General features: G+C 68.7%; 17 protein-coding genes. 10 read left to right on the top strand and 7 right to left on the bottom strand.

Features of this window, described 5'->3' with window-relative positions; all coding sequences use genetic code 11:
* Nucleotides 1–57: 57 nt before the first annotated feature.
* From xerD to queG, 3 genes are all read right to left on the bottom strand, one after another.
* On the bottom strand, nucleotides 58–1,008 hold the full coding sequence (gene xerD, locus U5798_RS32500; RefSeq protein ID WP_124456380.1) for a site-specific tyrosine recombinase XerD: 951 nt from the start codon (nucleotides 1,006–1,008) through the stop codon (nucleotides 58–60).
* Nucleotides 1,008–1,475 (bottom strand): methylated-DNA--[protein]-cysteine S-methyltransferase, encoded by a 468-nt coding sequence (locus U5798_RS32495; protein WP_322084383.1) that lies wholly within the window; start codon nucleotides 1,473–1,475, stop codon nucleotides 1,008–1,010. The genes xerD and U5798_RS32495 overlap by 1 nt, the downstream gene beginning before the upstream one ends.
* A 63-nt stretch (nucleotides 1,476–1,538) precedes the next feature.
* Nucleotides 1,539–2,762, bottom strand: a complete 1,224-nt coding sequence (gene queG / locus U5798_RS32490) for a tRNA epoxyqueuosine(34) reductase QueG (protein ID WP_322084382.1) — start codon at nucleotides 2,760–2,762, stop codon at nucleotides 1,539–1,541.
* A 17-nt stretch (nucleotides 2,763–2,779) separates the two neighbouring features.
* Between queG and tsaE the strand changes: the two genes are divergently transcribed.
* Entirely contained in the window at nucleotides 2,780–3,334 is a 555-nt protein-coding gene (gene tsaE, locus U5798_RS32485) for a tRNA (adenosine(37)-N6)-threonylcarbamoyltransferase complex ATPase subunit type 1 TsaE (protein ID WP_124456383.1), read from the top strand.
* Nucleotides 3,316–4,842, top strand: a complete 1,527-nt coding sequence (locus U5798_RS32480) for an N-acetylmuramoyl-L-alanine amidase (RefSeq protein ID WP_322084381.1) — start codon at nucleotides 3,316–3,318, stop codon at nucleotides 4,840–4,842. Before tsaE ends, U5798_RS32480 begins: the two co-directional genes overlap by 19 nt.
* A 45-nt stretch (nucleotides 4,843–4,887) precedes the next feature.
* On the opposite strand, the gene U5798_RS32475 is transcribed toward U5798_RS32480, so the two are convergent.
* Nucleotides 4,888–5,766 carry an EamA family transporter gene (locus tag U5798_RS32475; protein ID WP_185658275.1) on the bottom strand — a complete coding sequence of 293 codons (879 nt, stop codon included), beginning with the start codon at nucleotides 5,764–5,766 and terminating at the stop codon, nucleotides 4,888–4,890.
* A gap of 152 nt (nucleotides 5,767–5,918) precedes the next feature.
* Here U5798_RS32475 and U5798_RS32470 point away from each other — a divergent pair, with 152 nt between their 5' ends.
* Nucleotides 5,919–6,800 carry a pirin family protein gene (locus U5798_RS32470; protein ID WP_322084380.1) on the top strand — a complete coding sequence of 294 codons (882 nt, stop codon included), beginning with the start codon at nucleotides 5,919–5,921 and terminating at the stop codon, nucleotides 6,798–6,800.
* A 52-nt stretch (nucleotides 6,801–6,852) separates the two neighbouring features.
* Complete coding sequence (gene trxA, locus U5798_RS32465) at nucleotides 6,853–7,701, top strand: thioredoxin (RefSeq protein ID WP_124456387.1); 849 nt, start codon at nucleotides 6,853–6,855, stop codon at nucleotides 7,699–7,701.
* Nucleotides 7,702–7,797: 96 nt separating this feature from the next.
* Here trxA and tcdA read toward each other — a convergent pair whose 3' ends face one another.
* Nucleotides 7,798–8,655: a tRNA cyclic N6-threonylcarbamoyladenosine(37) synthase TcdA gene (gene tcdA / locus U5798_RS32460; RefSeq protein ID WP_322084379.1), complete on the bottom strand. Its 858-nt coding sequence runs from the start codon at nucleotides 8,653–8,655 to the stop codon at nucleotides 7,798–7,800.
* Nucleotides 8,656–8,783: 128 nt separating this feature from the next.
* On the opposite strand from tcdA, the gene pdxH reads away from it, so the two are divergent.
* The 3 genes from pdxH to U5798_RS32445 all read left to right on the top strand — a co-directional run bounded on the left by pdxH (nucleotide 8,784) and on the right by U5798_RS32445 (nucleotide 12,086).
* On the top strand, nucleotides 8,784–9,428 hold the full coding sequence (gene pdxH, locus U5798_RS32455) for a pyridoxamine 5'-phosphate oxidase (RefSeq protein WP_124456389.1): 645 nt from the start codon (nucleotides 8,784–8,786) through the stop codon (nucleotides 9,426–9,428).
* 121 nt (nucleotides 9,429–9,549) lie between these two features.
* Complete coding sequence (locus U5798_RS32450; RefSeq protein ID WP_124456390.1) at nucleotides 9,550–10,770, top strand: SAM-dependent methyltransferase; 1,221 nt, start codon at nucleotides 9,550–9,552, stop codon at nucleotides 10,768–10,770.
* 23 nt (nucleotides 10,771–10,793) lie between these two features.
* Nucleotides 10,794–12,086: a DUF72 domain-containing protein gene (locus U5798_RS32445; RefSeq protein ID WP_124456391.1), complete on the top strand. Its 1,293-nt coding sequence runs from the start codon at nucleotides 10,794–10,796 to the stop codon at nucleotides 12,084–12,086.
* Between the two features lie 44 nt (nucleotides 12,087–12,130).
* Here the strand turns inward: U5798_RS32445 and msrA are convergent, their stop codons facing one another.
* Nucleotides 12,131–12,691, bottom strand: a complete 561-nt coding sequence (gene msrA / locus U5798_RS32440) for a peptide-methionine (S)-S-oxide reductase MsrA (RefSeq protein ID WP_322084378.1) — start codon at nucleotides 12,689–12,691, stop codon at nucleotides 12,131–12,133.
* Nucleotides 12,692–13,282: 591 nt separating this feature from the next.
* Here msrA and U5798_RS32435 point away from each other — a divergent pair.
* The 3 genes from U5798_RS32435 to U5798_RS32425 all read left to right on the top strand — a co-directional run bounded on the left by U5798_RS32435 (nucleotide 13,283) and on the right by U5798_RS32425 (nucleotide 16,162).
* The gene (locus U5798_RS32435) at nucleotides 13,283–14,689 is read left to right on the top strand and encodes a selenium-binding protein SBP56-related protein (RefSeq protein WP_124456393.1); all 1,407 of its coding nucleotides are present in this window, start codon (nucleotides 13,283–13,285) and stop codon (nucleotides 14,687–14,689) included.
* Nucleotides 14,686–15,351, top strand: coding sequence for a hypothetical protein (locus U5798_RS32430; RefSeq protein WP_124456394.1), 666 nt, complete (start codon nucleotides 14,686–14,688; stop codon nucleotides 15,349–15,351). Before U5798_RS32435 ends, U5798_RS32430 begins: the two co-directional genes overlap by 4 nt.
* Before the next feature lie 301 nt (nucleotides 15,352–15,652).
* Nucleotides 15,653–16,162: a flavin reductase family protein gene (locus U5798_RS32425; RefSeq protein ID WP_124456395.1), complete on the top strand. Its 510-nt coding sequence runs from the start codon at nucleotides 15,653–15,655 to the stop codon at nucleotides 16,160–16,162.
* Here U5798_RS32425 and U5798_RS32420 read toward each other — a convergent pair.
* The gene (locus tag U5798_RS32420; RefSeq protein WP_006477992.1) at nucleotides 16,149–16,649 is read right to left on the bottom strand and encodes an Lrp/AsnC family transcriptional regulator; all 501 of its coding nucleotides are present in this window, start codon (nucleotides 16,647–16,649) and stop codon (nucleotides 16,149–16,151) included. The genes U5798_RS32425 and U5798_RS32420 overlap by 14 nt on opposite strands.
* Between the last annotated feature and the right edge of the window lie 67 nt (nucleotides 16,650–16,716).

Raw genomic sequence — 16,716 nt, 5'->3', positions numbered from 1 at the left:
GCGCACATCGAGCGCACACCGGCGCCCGCGCGGTGCCGGATACGCGCGCCCCGCGCACTAACCGCGCGGGTGGTGCTGCGCGTGCAGCGTCTTCAGCCGCTCGCGCGCGACGTGCGTGTAGATCTGGGTGGTCGAGATGTCGCTGTGGCCGAGCAGCATCTGCACGACGCGCAGGTCGGCGCCGTGGTTCAGCAGGTGTGTCGCGAACGCATGCCGCAGCGTGTGCGGCGACAGGTGCGCACGCACGTCGGCCTGCTGCGCGTGGCGCTTGATGATGTTCCAGAACTGCTGGCGCGTCATCCCGTCGCCGCGCGCGGTCACGAACAGCGCGTCGGCCGCGCGCGCGCCGAGCAGTGCGGGCCGCGCCTCGCGCAGGTAGCGCTCGATCCAGCCGTGCGCGACTTCGCCGAACGGCACGAGCCGCTCCTTCGAACCCTTGCCCATCACGCGCACGACGCCTTCGTTCAGGCCGACCTCGACCGTCTTCAGCGTCACGAGCTCGCTCACGCGCAGCCCGCTCGCGTACATCAGCTCGAGCATCGTGCGATCGCGCAGGCCGAGCGGCGTGCCGACGTCGGGTGCGCCGAGCAGTGCCTCGACCTGCGCCTCCGACAGCGTCGACGGAAACCGCGCCGCCTGTTTCGCGGACGTGATCCGCAGCGTCGGGTCGGCGCTCGCGCGATGCTCGCGCACGGCCCAGCCGTAATAGCGACGGAACACCGACAGCCGCCGGTTCGACGACGTAGCCTTGCCGTCGCTGCGTGCGGCGATGTAGCCCGTCACCATCGCCTCGTCGGCCAGATCGAGCTGTGTATCGTGCGTCTCGGCCAGCCACTGGCAAAACAGCACCAGATCGCGCCGATAGGCATCGAGCGTGTTGCGCGCGAGCCCGTGCTCGAGCCACAGCGCATCGCAGAAGACGTCGATCGACGCGCGGCTCGCGAGCAGCGCGGGCGAGGCCGCGGCAGCATCGCCGTCGGCTTCGGGAGTCGTCAGTGGTTCACTCATCAGTACGGCACGCCTTCGTGCGCCAGCAGCCAGCGCTTCACTTTCTGGTAATAGCCGTTGTCGTCGTGGTTCGCGAAGCCGCCGAGGCCGCCCGCCGCGACGACGCGATGGCACGGAATCACGAGCGGGAAATAGTTCGCGCCGCACGCCTGGCCGACCGCGCGCGGTGCGCTGCCGATCCGCTTCGCGACCTGCCCGTAGGTCAGCACCGTGCCGGGCGGGATATCGCTGATCACGTCCCACACGCGGTGCTGGAATGCACTGCCGACTTCGGCGAGCGGCAGGTCGAAGCGCGCGGACGCACGCCCGAAATAACGTTCGATCTGCGTGACCGCGCGCTTCGCGAGCGGCGAATCCGGATCGACCGACTTCACCGATTCGGGCAGATAGACGATCTCGCGCACCACCGCGGCGTCCGTGCGGATGCCGACCTTGCCGAACGGCGCGTCGATCACTGCGTTGAACATTGCCTTCTCCTGACCGATGAATGCGCGCCCGGTGCCGCGCGCCGACGACACTTTACGCCGCCTTCACGCGGCGCGCAGCGCCCATTCGACATGCTCGCGCACGACCGGCGACGGATCGTCGGCCCGCGCGCGCAACGCGGCGACGATCGCGTCGCGCGCCGGCGGCGCGAGCCGCTCCGCGTCCGCGCGCAGCGCGTTGCCGAGCCCGACCGCGAGATTGCGCAGCCAGCTTTCATAACCGATGCGCCGGATCGCGCTGCCCTGCATCCGCGTGTCGAATGTCTCCGCGTCCCACGCGAACAACTCGACGAGCGTCGCGCGGTCGAGGCCGTGCCGCACGTCGAAATCGGCGACGGGCGCGGCCTGCGCGAACTTGTTCCACGGGCACACGAGCTGGCAGTCGTCGCAGCCGTACACGCGATTGCCGATCATCGGCCGCAGCGCTTCGGGGATGCTGCCTTTCAGCTCGATCGTCAGGTACGAGATGCAGCGGCGCGCGTCGACGCGGTACGGCTCGACGATCGCACCGGTCGGACACGCATCGATGCAGCGCGTGCAGCTGCCGCAGTGCGCACCCGGCGTCTCGGGCGCGGCATCCGGCGACGTGTGCGCGTCGGTCGGCAGCGGCAGGTCGACGTAGATCTCGCCGAGGAAGAACAGCGAGCCGGCGTCACGCTGCAGCAGCAGCGTGTGCTTGCCGCGCCAGCCGACGCCGGCCTTCTGCGCGAGCTCGACCTCGAGCACGGGCGCCGAATCGGTGAACACGCGGTAGCCGAATGCGCCGATCTCATGCTCGATGCGCTCCGCGAGCGTCTGCAGCCGGTTGCGCAGCACCTTGTGATAATCGCGACCGCGCGCATAGATCGACACGACGGCGGCCTGAGGATCGTCGAGCCGCGCGCGTTCGCGGGCACGCCAGTCGTGCGGCACGAGCGCGCCGGGCTCGCCGCCCGCGAGCGTTTCTGCCGGCAAATAGGCGAGCCGCACGGAAATCACGCGTCGCGTACCGGCCACAAGTTCGGCCGGGCGCGCGCGTTTCATCCCATGTTTCGCCATATAATCCATTTCGCCGTGGTATCCGGCTTCCAGCCAGGCGGCGAGGCCTGCTTCGGCATCCGAGAGATCGGTATCGCTGATGCCGATCGCCCCGAAACCCAATTCGCGCCCCCACGCCCTGATGCGAGCGGCGAGCGCAGTCAACGCCGCATCATCGAGCGCGCACGGCGCCGCGCCTTCGGCATGAGTCGAAGGCCTGTCGGATGCGGCGAGTTCCGGTAATCGGTTCATCGCACTATTTTACGAGAATGCCAGCCACGTCCAGCCAATCGCCTCACGACGCCATGCTGCCCGCCCCGCTCGCGGAGCGCGTGATCGCGCTCGCCGACGAAGCGGCGACCGACGCATTCGGCACGCGCTTCGCGCACGCGCTCGACGCGGCACGCCTCGAACTCGACCGCGCCCATGCGTTCGACGGGCTGCAGATCCAGCTGGTCGGCGATCTCGGCGCGGGCAAGACGACCCTCGTGCGCGCGATCCTGCGCGGCCTCGGCCACCAGGGCCGCGTGCGCAGCCCGACCTACACGCTCGTCGAGCCTTACGCGCTCGAACGCAGCGATGGGGAACTCGAGGTCTATCACTTCGATCTGTATCGATTCAACGATCCGGCCGAATGGTCCGATGCAGGCTTTCGCGAATATTTCAATTCCAGCGCGATCTGCCTCGTCGAATGGCCGCAACAGGCGGGCGCCCTGCTCGGCGTGCCCGATCTGGTTTTCTCGCTCGACGTGGATGGCGACGGCCGCGCCCTCACCGTCCGGGCGTACAGCGCTTCAGGAAAGGCATGTCTCGAAAGATGTTGATCAAACCGTTCCGCTCGATCGAATCGGCGGCCACCGCGACGCACAACTGGCGGCGCCGCCAGATCCTGCGCGCGGGGGCGTCCACGCTGGTGCTCGGCCTCGTCGCGCCGCGGCTCGCGCACGCGTCGTCGGTGCTCGGCGTGCGCGTGTGGCCCGCGCGCGATTACACGCGCGTCACGATCGAATCCGACCAGCCGCTGCAGAATAGCCAACAGCTGCTGCAGGGTCCCGACCGTCTCGTCGTCGACCTGACCGGCCTCGATCTCGACCAGGCGCTGCGCGACCTCGTGTCGAAGATCGCGCCGAACGATCCGCAGATCCAGTCGGTGCGCGTCGGCCAGTACCAGCCGCACGTGGTGCGGATGGTGTTCGACCTGAAAGGCTCGGTGAAGCCGCAGGTATTCACGCTGCCGCCCGTCGGCACCTACAAGTACCGGCTCGTGTTCGACCTGTATCCGGCCGTCGCGCCCGATCCGCTGTCCGACCTGATCGCGCAGACGGAACGCAAGGAACAGGCGCTCAACGACAACGCGCGCGCGCAGCAGATGCAGCCGCCGTCCACGCTGGCCGGCCCCGGTACGCCGCCGCCCGGCGCGGGCGACAACAGCGACGCGTTCTTCCAGCGCTTCGCGCAGAACACGCCGGCCACGCCGCACACGCCGCCGGCGGCCGGCACGCCGTCGACGCCGCCGAAGCCGGCCGTCAAGCCGCCGCCCGTCATCGCGCGCCGCGACGACAGCGACGACGACGGCGACACCTACAAGTTCACCGCGCCGAAATCCGGCAAGGGCGGCACCGTACGCCTGCTGACGGTCGCGATCGATCCGGGCCACGGCGGCGAGGATCCGGGCGCGATCGGCGGCGGCGGCACGTACGAGAAGCACATCGCGCTCGACATCGCGAAGAAGCTGCGCGCGAAGATCGACGGCGCACCGAACATGCGCGCGATGATGACGCGCGACGCCGACTTCTTCGTGCCGCTGAACGTGCGCGTGCAGAAAGCGCGCCGCGTCGGCGCCGACCTGTTCGTGTCGATCCACGCGGATGCATTCACGACGCCGTCCGCGCGCGGCTCGTCGGTGTTCGCGCTGTCCGATCACGGCGCGACGAGCGCCGCGGCGCGCTGGATGGCGAACAAGGAGAATTCGTCCGACCTGATCGGCGGGATCAACATCAAGACGGCGGACGCGGCCGTGAACCGCGCGCTGTTCGACATGTCGACAACGGCCCAGATCCGCGACTCGCTGCGCTACGGCAACTACGTGCTGAAGGAAGTCGGCGGCATCAACAAGCTGCACAAGGGGTCGGTCGAGCAGGCCGGGTTCGCGGTGCTGAAGGCGCCCGACATTCCGTCGATCCTCGTCGAGACCGCGTTCATCAGCAACCCGGAAGAGGAAAGCCGGCTGAACGACGACAGCTATCGCGACCAGATGGCCGACGCGATCTTCCGCGGCATCAAGCGCTATTTCGCCGCGAATCCGCCGCTCGCGAAGAACCGGATGGCCTGACGGCCGTCCGTCCCCTGCCGCCGGCACGCATCGCGTGCCGGCGCGTCACGACGCCGAGAAGCGGCGCATCAGTTTCCCGCCGAACACGTTCACCGCGAGCCCGCCCATCACGAGCGCCGCGCCGATCAGCTGCGCTTGCGTCAGGTGCTCGTCGAGCAGCAGCGCCGACGACGCGAGCCCGACGACCGGCACCAGCAGCGAGAACTGCGCGACCTGCGCGGCCGGGTAGCGCGACAGCAGGCGGCTCCACAGCCCGTAGCCGAGCAGCGTCGCGACGAACGCGAGATAGACGACCGCGAAGATCGACGCGCCGTCGAGCCCCGCGAGCGCGGTCGCGATGCGCTGCGGCCCTTCGAACCACAGCGACAGCAGGAAGAACGGCACGGGCGGCACGAGGCTCGCCCACACGACGAGCGACACGAGGTTCGCCTTCCCGACCTTCTTCGTGACGATATTGCCGAACGCCCACATCGCGGCCGAGCCGATCGTCAGCAGGAAGCCCGCGAGCGTCATCGCGCGGCCGCCCTGCGCGGCGATCACGACGAGCCCGCCCGCGGCGATCGCGAGCCCGACCAGGTTCTGCACGCGCAGCCGTTCGCCGAGGAACAGCATCGCGAACACGAGCGTGAAGAACGCCTGCGACTGCAGTACGAGCGACGCGAGGCCGGCCGGCATGCCGACGTACATGCCGGTGAACAGGAACACGAACTGGCCGAGCTGGATCGTCGCGCCGTACAGCACCAGCAGGCGCCACGGAATCTGCGGCCGGCGCACGAAGAACACCGCGGGTACGGCCGCGAGCGTGAAGCGCAGCGCGCCGAGCAGCATCGGCGGCATGCCGTGCAGGCCGACCTTGATCACGACGAAGTTCACGCCCCACGCCAGGATCACGACCAGCGCGAGCAGCAAGTCCTTCGGGGCCATCATCGGTGTCTCCTCGATTCGAATCGTTGTTCTGAAGCGCGTCAGTCTAGCGGGTTTCGCCGGTCGGCCCGATACCCGCGCGGCGCGCATGGAATCGGCGGCGGGCGGCCAGTACAATGACCGGCATCCCCCGCCGCCCCACTGGAGCCGCCATGACCGACTCGATCAAAGCCCTGCTGAAGCCGCACGTGCGCGACATCGGCAACCTGCAGGTGCGCCGCACGCTGCCGGCGCTCGCCGCGCGCCTCGTCGGCCCATTCATCTTCTTCGATCACATGGGCCCCGCCACGCTGCCGGCCGGCACGGGGCTCGACGTGCGCCCGCATCCGCACATCGGGCTCGCGACCGTCACCTACCTGTTCGACGGCGCGATCCTGCACCGCGACAGCCTCGGCTCGCTGCAGGCCATCGTGCCGGGCGACGTGAACTGGATGACGGCCGGCCGAGGGATCGTCCACTCCGAGCGCACGCCCGACGCGCAGCGCGCCAGCGGTCACACCGTGCACGGGATCCAGACCTGGGTCGCGCTGCCGCAGGCGCACGAGACGACCGAGCCGTCGTTCGAGCACCATCCGGCCGACACGCTGCCGAAGCGCAACGAAGACGGCGTCGCGCTGACGGTGATCGCAGGCGACGCGTTCGGGCTGCGCTCGCCCGTCACGACGTTCTCGCGCACGCTGTACGTCGCGGCCGAATTCGCGGCCGGCGGCCGGCTCGAACTCGACGCGTCGCACGAGGAGCGCGCGGTCTACGTGGTCGACGGCACGCTCGCGATCGACGGCACGCCGGTGCCGGCCGAACAGATGGCCGTGCTCGCGCCGGGCGCGGCGGTCACGCTGACGAGCGACAGCGGCGCGCGCGCGATGCTGCTCGGCGGCGACAGGATCGACGGCGAACGCTTCATCGAATGGAATTTCGTCGCCAGCAGCCGCGACGCGATCGAGCGCGCGAAAGCGGCCTGGACGCGCCAGGAAATGGGCAAGGTGCCGGGCGAGACCGAGTGGATTCCGCTGCCCGAGTCGAAGCCGCGTTGAAAAAGAGGCGCGCCGCCCTCATCCTGACGATATTCGAACCGAAGAGAACGACATGGACACCACGCTTGCCACTTTCGAGAAAGACGTCATCGAGGCGTCGCTGGACACGCCCGTGCTGGTCGACTTCTGGGCGCCGTGGTGCGGCCCCTGCAAGACGCTCGGCCCGCTGCTGGAAAAGCTCGAGGCCGACTACGAAGGCCGCTGGAAGCTCGTGAAGGTCAACGTCGACGAGAACCAGGAACTCGCCGCGCACTTCCAGACGCGCAGCATCCCGCACGTGATCGCCTTCGCCGACGGCCGCCCGGTCGACCAGTTCGTCGGCGTGCTGCCCGAAGGCCAGTTGCGTGCATTCCTCGACCGGCTGCTGCCCGCCCCCGAGGAAGCCGAGCGCCGCGCCGCGCAATACGCGATGGCCGAACAGCGCTACGACGACGCGCTCACGCACCTCGAAGCGGCGCTCGCGCTGAACCCCGGCTTCGACGACGCGCGCCTCGACCTGATCGAGCTGCTGCTCGCGAGCAACGAGGTCGACGCCGCGCGCGCCGAGACCGAGCGCCTGTCGCCGCAGACCGTCCAGAACGGCGATCCGCGCTACCAGGCGATCAAGACGCGATTCGACGCGCTCGACGCCACGGCCGACCTGCCGCCGACCGACGCGCTCGAAGCACGCATCGCGGCGAACCCGGCCGATCTCGACGCGCGCTTCGACCTCGCGCAGAGCCTGATCGCGCGGCGCGCATACGAAGGTGCAGTGGAGCAGTTGCTGGAAATCGTCCAGCGCGACCGCGCGTACGGCGACGATCTCGGCCGCCGCACGTTGATCTCGGTGTTCGAGCTGGCCGGCGATCGCCCGGACCTCGTCGCCGGATGGCGACGCAAGCTGAGCATGGCGCTCAACTGACGCGCGACGCAACGAACGCGCCGGGCCGCAACGGCCCGGCCGGATCGCCGTCTTGCTTGCGGCGCACGACCGGCGCCGCAGCCTCCTCTCCCTCGCTCAGCCGGCAGCCTGCGCCGCGATCGCGCGCAGCGCATGCGCGGCGGCCGCGAACCCGAAGCTCGCGGTCACGCACACGCTCGAACCGAATCCCGCACAGTTGAGCCCCGCGACATGCGCGGCCGCGGACGGCTCGGCACCGTCCTCCATATCGCACGCGGCCGCTTCCGGATAGATCAGCGGCTCGTCCGAATACACGGCGCTGACCTTGAAACGCGCCTTCGGCCCGCGCGGAAAGCCGTGCTGCTTGCGCAACTGCGCGCGCACCTTCGACAGCAGCGGATCCTGGATCGTCAGCGCAAGATCGTCGATACGGATTCGTGTGGGGTCGAGCTGCCCGCCCGCGCCGCCGACGACGACGAGCGGCTGCCGCTTCGCGACGCACCACGCGATCAGCGCGACCTTCGTGCGCACGCTGTCGATCGCGTCGATCACGTAGTCGAAACCGCCGCCGAGCAGCGCGTCGAAGTTGTCGGGCTCGACGAAATCCTCGATCCGGTTCACCCGGCACGCGGGATCGATCAGCGCGATCCGCTCGGCCATCGCGTCGACCTTCGGCTTGCCGTAATTGCCGTCGAGTGCGTGGACCTGCCGGTTCGTATTGCTTTCCGCGACGTTGTCGAGATCGATCAGCGTCAGCGTGCCGATCGCATTGCGCGCGAGCGCCTCGGCCACCCACGACCCGACGCCGCCGATCCCGATCACCGCGACGTGCGCCCGCTCGAACGCGGCGGCGGCCGGCGCGCCGTACAGGCGCGCGACGCCGCCGAAGCGCCGGGCGCGATCCACGTCAAGCTGGATTTCCGGGGTCGGGGTAAGATCAGAAGAACTGGGCGGGGCAGCGTCGGCAACGGACATGGCAGCAAGGAAAACGTAAGTCGTGCAGCCCTCTATTTTGCCTGAACTCCCCGCTCGCACGCGCCACTGTGCACGCACGATTCTTGCGCGTTCGCTATACTGGCCCCAGATTGAAGCGTTTGCATAACATGACGACTCTCGCCGATCTCCGCATCAACTATTCACGTGCTTCGCTCGACGAAGCCGATGCCGCCCCCGACCCCCTCGCCCAGTTCGATCGCTGGTTCAAGGAGGCGCTCGCCGCCAAGCTGCCCGAGCCGAACACGATGACGCTCGCGACCGTCGGCGACGACGGCCGGCCGTCGGCCCGGATCGTGCTCATCAAGGGCGTCGACGAACGCGGGTTCGTCTTCTTCACCAATTACGAAAGCCGCAAGGGGCGCGATCTCGCCGCGCATCCGCAAGCCGCGCTGCTGTTCTACTGGATCGAGCTCGAGCGCCAGGTGCGCATCGAAGGCCGGATCGAGAAAACCAGCGCGGAAGAAAGCGACCGCTATTTCGCGTCGCGCCCGCTCGGCTCGCGCATCGGTGCGTGGGCATCGGAGCAGAGCGCGGTGATCGACAGCCGCGCGACGCTCGAAGCGCGCGAAAAGGCCGTCAGCGAACGCTACGGCGACAACCCGCCGCGGCCGCCGCACTGGGGCGGCTACCGTCTCGTGCCCGACTCGATCGAGTTCTGGCAAGGCCGCCCGTCGCGGCTGCACGACCGCCTGCTCTACACGCGCGACGCCGCGGCGGCGTCGGGCTGGACGATCTCGCGCCTGTCGCCGTAAGCGCGGCACCGGCGTGCGCCGGTCGTGTCTCGTGTTGCATCCGGGCGCCCGCTTCGCAAGCGGCGGGCGCTGGTCAAGATACTTGGCTGTATTCGATTCAACGAACAAACGGAGAATCCAAATGTTCTGGGAAAAGAAGCTGGCACAGTGGGCGGACGAGGTACGGGCGAAAGCGGACATACCGGCGCGCCTCGTGCTGTGGAACGGCGATCAACTCGATTTCGGCACCTTCAGCGCACCGCAGGTCACGCTGAAGGTCAACAGCGCGTCGGCGTTGCCGCTGCTGCTCGATCCGAGCCTCGACAATCTCGGCGAGGCGTACGTGAAGGGCAAGATCGACATCGAAGGCCGGCTGTCGGACATCATCAACGTCAGCTACTCGCTCGCGCGCAGCACGGTGACGAACGCGAGCAAGCTCGCACGCGTGAAGCGCTACTTCAATCACTCGAAGAGCACCGACAAGAAGGCGATCCAGTATCACTACGACGTCTCGAACGCGTTCTACCAGCTGTGGCTCGACGAGAACATGGTGTACTCGTGCGCGTACTTCGAGAACGGCGACGAGGATCTCGCCACCGCGCAGATCAAGAAGATCGATCACATCCTGACGAAGATCCAGCTCCAGCCCGGCCAGCGCCTGCTCGACATCGGCTGCGGCTGGGGCGCGCTCGTGCTGCGCGCCGCGCAGAAGTTCGGCGCGACGTGTCTCGGCGTGACGCTGTCGCAGAACCAGTTCGACCTCGCGACCGCGCGCGTGAAGGCCGCGGGGCTCGAGGACAAGATCGAGATCCGCCTGCAGGATTACCGCGAGATCGACGGCCAGTTCGACCGCATCACGAGCGTCGGGATGTTCGAGCACGTCGGCCGCAAGAACCTGCCGCTCTATTTCTCGCGCATCCGCGAGCTGCTGACCGACGACGGCATCGCGATGAACCACGGGATCACGTCGACCGACGCGGAAAGCGGCGAGACGGCGCTCGGCGGCGGCGAATTCATCGACCGTTACGTGTTCCCGGATGGTGAACTGCCGCACATCAGCCTCGCGCTCGAAGCGGCGCAGCGCGGCGGACTCGAGGCGGTTGACGTCGAAAGCCTGCGGCGGCACTATGCGCGCACGCTCGAGATCTGGACGGAGAACTTCGAGGCGAAGGCCGACCAGGCGAAAGCGCTCGTCGACGACGAGAAATTCCGCATCTGGCGCGTGTATCTTGCCGGCTGCGCGTATGCATTCGAGCACGACGACGTGTCGATCTTCCAGATCGTGTGCCGCAAGGCCGGCCGCAGCGCGAAAACGCTGCCGTGGTCGCGGCGCTACATGTACGAACACGCGCTGCCGCGCTAGGCGGCGCCTCACGCTGGGCATGCATGGGTGACGGCAGGACGCGGCGCAAGGCGCCGCAGGAACGACAGCAGCGCGACAACCTGGACGCGCCGCACGCCGACGGCCAGTTCGACCTGTTCGGCGTGCCGGCGGACGCTGCACGCGTGTCGCCAGCGCCGGCGGACGACGGCCGCCCCGCCCGCCCCGATGAACGCGTGACGCCGCACGCGCAGGACGCAGCGCCGCCCGCACCTGCGCCTTCCCGCGCCGCCGACGACGAACCGGCACCTTCTTCGGGCCTGCTGTGGGACGAACCGTCGCCGCCCGCCACGCCGCCGAAGAAAGGCCGGCGCAAGCGCGGCGTGCTGCCTGCGCCGATTGCCGCTGACGTCGCCGACGCCGCGGCCGGCCTGCCGCCGAACGTCCGGCTCGGCACGTCGTCGTGGTATTTCCCCGGCTGGAACGGCATCGTCTACGACGGCGATTTCGCGCAGACGAAGCTGTCGCGCGAAGGGCTCGAAGCGTACGGTGCGCATCCGCTGCTGAAGAGCGTGAGCCTCGACCGGTCGTTCTACGGCCCGCTGTCGGTGGCCGACTACCTGCGCTATGCGCAGCAGGTGCCCGACGACTTCCGTTTCGTCGTGAAGGCGCCGGCATCGGTGACCGATGCGGTGATCCGCGGCCGCCGCGGCGAGCCGTCGGGGCCGAACCCGACCTTCCTCGACGCGCAGCTCGCGACCCGAGAATTCGTGCAGCCGTGCCTCGAAGGGCTCGGTCGCAAAGCAGGCGTGCTCGTGTTCCAGTTCTCGCCGCTGCCCGACCCGCTGCTTGCCGAGCCGGCCGCACTGATCGACCGGCTGACCGCGTTCTTCGCGGCGCTCCCGCCGCTGGCGCCGGAAGCCGACGGCACGCGCTACGCGATCGAGATCCGCGACGCGAGCCTGCTTACGCCGCGCTTCATCCGCGCGCTCGCGTCGCTCGGCGTGCGCTACTGCGTCGGCCTGCACGCGCGGATGCCCGACCCGCTGCGCCAGGCCGCCGCGCTCGCGCTGCTCGACGGCGACGCACCGGGCCCGCTGATCGTGCGCTGGAGCCTGCACGGCGGCTTCAAGTACGAACAGGCGAAAGCGAAATACGAGCCGTTCGACAAGCTCGTCGACGAGGATCCGGCCACGCGCTCGGCGCTCGCCGAACTGGCCGCGCGCTACGCGCTGGCCGGGCAGCCGGTGATCATCACGATCAACAACAAGGCGGAAGGCTCCGCGCCGCTGTCGTGCATCGCGCTCGCACGCGAAATCGCCGCCGCGTGCGCGCAGTGGCGCAACGAGGCGGCGTAACACCTGTTCTCGCCTGTCTTCGCCGGCTTCCGCCGGTTGCACGCCTACGCGCCGCGCAGCGACTTCAGCCGGTGCGAGAACTTCTGCCGGAATTTCGCGAGCTTCGGCCCGATCACGACCGAGCAGTAGCCCTGCCCGGGGTTCCGCGCGTAATAGTTCTGGTGATAGTCCTCGGCCGGCCTGTAGTTGCCGTCGAGCGGCACGACCTGCGTGACGATCGGCTGGCCGAACACCTGCTCGCGCTCCAGCTCGCGGATCACGTCGAGCGCCGTGTCGCGCTGCGCATCCGAATGCGTGAACACGACCGACCGGTACTGCGTGCCGACGTCGTTGCCCTGCCGGTTCAGCGTGGTCGGATCGTGCGTCGCGAAGAAGATCTCGAGGATCTCGCGATAGCCGATGCGCGCCGGATCGAACGTCACGTTGACGACTTCCGCGTGGCCGGTGTCGCCTTCGCAAATGTCGCGGTAGCCGGGATTGCGCGTATGGCCGCCCGCATAACCCGACTGGACGGCCGTCACGCCGTCGACATCGAGAAACACGGCCTCCGTGCACCAGAAACACCCGCCTCCCAAAGTCGCGGTTTCAAGCATCTCGTTCCCCATGAATTCAGACCCTCGTTGATGACGGCAGCGGCACGCCCGTGCCGGCTGCCGCCGTTCCATCCCGCCGCTGCGCGCCCGTGATACGGGACACCGCGGCACTCCGGCAAGTATCTCACTCGCGCGCGAACCTGGCAGATTACGCAGGTGCCGCGCCCGACTTCCCTGCGCGATTCTCGTCTACACTTAGGCACGCGCCAGCGCGGTGGCAAACCCGCCGTCACGCGCGCAGCGTCCGATGCATGCCCGACCCTGATGCAAACATCATCTGCCGGAACATCGCTATGCATGCCTTGACAGAATTCGCCCGCATCACCCGCCCGGCCGCTGCCGCGTCGCGGGGCGCCGCTTCGACTGCTTCATCACGTTGCCGTGCATCCGTCCCGCTCCCCGCGCGGCGATCCGGCCTGTCGCCGTTACCCGAGTTCCCCGCTTTCACGATCTGATGCACGGCGCCGCGCGTGGCACCGACACGTGCGTCCGTGCGTCGATCGCACCCGCCGGCACGCTGCACGCCGCGCGGCCATCCCGACCCGCACGCCCGCAACGAACGGCCGTGCGTTCACGATCCGAACCCATCGAGGAGGCATCACCATGAGCATGCGGCCTGACCCGACGTTTCACGCTTCTCCCGAGCTTGCAATGCAGGCGCCGGCGGAAGAATTCGCCTATACGTTGTTGCTGAGCCCCGATTTTTCCAGACCCGACGCGCTCGCCGTGATCGACGTGAAGCCCGGTTCGCCGACCTACGGGAAAATCGTGCACACGGTGACGATGCCGAACACCGGCGACGAGTTTCACCATTTCGGCTGGAATGCGTGCTCGTCGTCGCTGTCGCCGCTGACCGGCCATGCGTTCCTCGAGCGCCGCTTCCTGATCATCCCCGGCCTGCGCTCGTCGCGCATCTACGTGATCGACACGAAGCCGCATCCGACGCAAGCGCGCATCCACAAGATCATCGAGCCCGACGAGGTCTTCGCGAAGACCGGCTATTCGCGCCCGCACACCGTGCACTGCGGCCCCGAAGGCATCTACGTGAGCACGCTCGGCGGCGCGGGCAAGGACGGCACCGACGGCGCGCCCGGCATCTTCATCATGGATTGCGAGACGTTCGACGTACTCGGCCGCTGGGAGATCGATCGCGGCTCGCAGGACAAGCACTACGACTTCTGGTGGAACCTGCCGCGCGACTACATGGTGTCGAGCGAATGGGCGCTGCCGCCGCAATTCGAGAACGGGATCGTCCCCGAGGACCTGCTCGCGAACAAGTACGGGCACCGGCTGCATTTCTGGGACCTGCGCGCGCGGCGCAACGTGCAGACGATCGATCTCGGCGCGCAGCACCAGATGGCACTCGAGGTCCGGCCCGCGCATGACCCCGCGCGCGAATACGGGTTCGTCGGCGTCGTCGTCGATACGACGAATCTCGAAGGCTCGATCTGGACCTGGTGGCGCGAAGGCGGCCAGTTCCATGTGAAGAAGACGGCGACGATCCCGGCCGAGCCGGCCGCGGCCGACGAACTGCCGCCGCTGCTGCAAGGATTCGGCGCGGTGCCGCCGCTCGTGACCGACATCGACCTGTCGCTCGACGACCGCTTCCTGTACGTGTCGTGCTGGGGCACCGGCGAGATGCGCCAGTACGACGTGTCGGATCCGCACAATCCGGTGCTCGCGGGGTCGGTCCGCATCGGCGGCATCGCGCGCCGTGCGCCGCACTCGAACGGCCGCACGTTCGCGGGCGGCCCGCAGATGGTCGAGATCAGCCGCGACGGCCGGCGCGTGTACTGGACCAACTCGCTGTATTCGACGTGGGACGACCAGTTCTATCCGGACGGCGTGCCGGGCGCGCAGGTGCTCGCGCATGCGGGGCCGGACGGCGGGCTGACGCTCGCCGACGACTACTGGGTCGAATTCCCCGACGGCTACCGCGCGCACCAGATCCGGCTCGAAGGCGGCGACTGCTCGACCGACTCGTTCTGCTATCCGTCGGTCAAGCGTTGAGCGCCGGCCTGCACGCGCAGGCCGCCCTGTGGGCGGCCGTGCTCGCGAGCGGCGTCTACCACGGGCTCAATCCCGCGATGGGCTGGCCGCTCGCGGTGTCGAACGCGCTGATGACGCGCCGCGGCACCGCGCTCGTCGCGGCGCTCGGCTATCTCGCGCTCGGCCACGCGCTCGCGGTGTTCGCGGTGATGCTGCCGTTCGGGCTGCTCGCCGCGCTGCTCGCGTGGCAGTCGGCGATCCGGATCGGCGCGAGCGCGCTCGTGATCGGCTTCGGCGCCGTGCTGCTGATCCGGCGCCGGCATCCGCGTGCGCTCGCGCGGATCCCGCCGGCACGGCTCGGCCTGTGGTCGTTCGCGATCGCGATCGCGCACGGCGCGGGGCTGATGCTGGTGCCGATCTACCTCGGGCTGTGCGGGCTCGACCGCGATGCCGGCCACCGTGCGGCCGCCATGCTCGTCGATGCGCATCTCGGGATGGCGCTCGTCGTCGCGGCCGTGCACGCGGCCGCGATGATCGCCGCCGGCGGCGGGCTCGCATGGCTCGTGTACCGCTATCTCGGGCTGAAGTTCGTGTCGCGGAGCTGGTTCAATCTCGACGCGGTGTGGGCATCGAGCCTGATCGTGACGGGCGCGCTGTCGCTCGGACTGGCGGCGTCGCAATAGTGCGGTGGTCGACGGCCGGTGGGATGCGGCGGCGCCAGTCCGAACGGCGGCGCCGCACGAAAACACGACGGAACGGCCACGCCGGCTACCTGCAGCGGCACATCGAGCAACGCGCCGCAGTGTTCGCTACGCCACCCTGCCTCCGCAATGCGCCGTCCGGCCGGGCTCGACGGCCCCGATTCCGCTAAAATCGGGCCATGCGCACCCCTTCCCAATCGACCGCCTTGTCGCCTTTCGTCCGCCGTGCCCGCCCCACCCGCGTCGCGCCGCGCCTGCCCGTCTCGTTCCGGATGGCGGCCCGATGAGCCGCGCCAACCCGCCGGATTTCGACGCGACGGCCTTCCGGCAGGCACTCGGCCAGTTCGCGACGGGCGTGACGGTGATCACGACGCGCGCGCCGTCCGGCCAGCTGATCGGCATCACCGCCAGCTCGTTCAACTCGGTCTCGCTCGATCCGCCGCTCGTGCTGTGGAGCCTCGCGCACAAATCGGCGTCGACGCCCGTGTTCCGCGGCAACAGCCATTACGTGGTGAACGTGCTCGCGGCCTCGCAGCTCGACCTGTGCAAGCGCTTCTCGACCTACAAGGGCGACCGCTTCGAAGGGATTGCGCATGCGGCCGGCAACTCGGGCATGCCCGTGCTCGACGGCGCGCTCGCGTGGTTCGAATGCCACAACCGCAGCCGCTACGATGAAGGCGACCACGTGATCTTCGTCGGCGAAGTCGAACGCTGCGGCGTGCGCGCGGTATCGGACACGGCGCCGCCGCTCGTGTTCCACGGCGGCGGCTTCCACGGCCTCACACCGCTTTGATCGCGCCCGTGCGCGCCAGCCCGACCGGCGCGCCGGCTTCATCCTTCAGCGTCTGCAGCACGATGTTCGACCGGATGTCCATCACGCCCGGCGCCTTGTAGAGCCGGTTCAGCACGAAATCCGAATAGTGCTTGAGGTTGTGCGCGAGCACGCGCAGCAGATAGTGGCTCTCGCCCGTCACGACGAACGCGCCGACCACCTCCGGCCATTCGCGCAGCGCTTCCGCGAAGCGCTCGTGCCATTGATTCTCTTCGTTGCGCATCGACACCTGCACGAATGCCTCGAGCTCGAAGCCGAGCTTCTCGCGGCTCAGGCACGCGCGATAGTGCTCGATCACGCCCTGCTCCTCGAGCAGGCGCATGCGGCGCAGGCAGGCGGATGGCGAAAGCGAGATACGTTCCGCCAGGTCGAGATTGCTGATTCTGCCCTCCTCCTGCAATACCGCCAGAATCCGGCAGTCGGTGGCATCGAGCGTGATCGCGTGCATTTTTGGTCCCCGTTTTCCCTCTGAGTCGAATTATCTGCCAATCCGGCGGATTGTCCATGTTTATTTC

The organism is Burkholderia sp. BCC1972 (genome assembly GCF_905339605.1).
Classification (GTDB): Bacteria; Pseudomonadota; Gammaproteobacteria; order Burkholderiales; family Burkholderiaceae; genus Burkholderia.
Note: the sequence above shows the minus strand (reverse complement) of the source record. Positions and strands in the feature narration are given on the sequence as shown.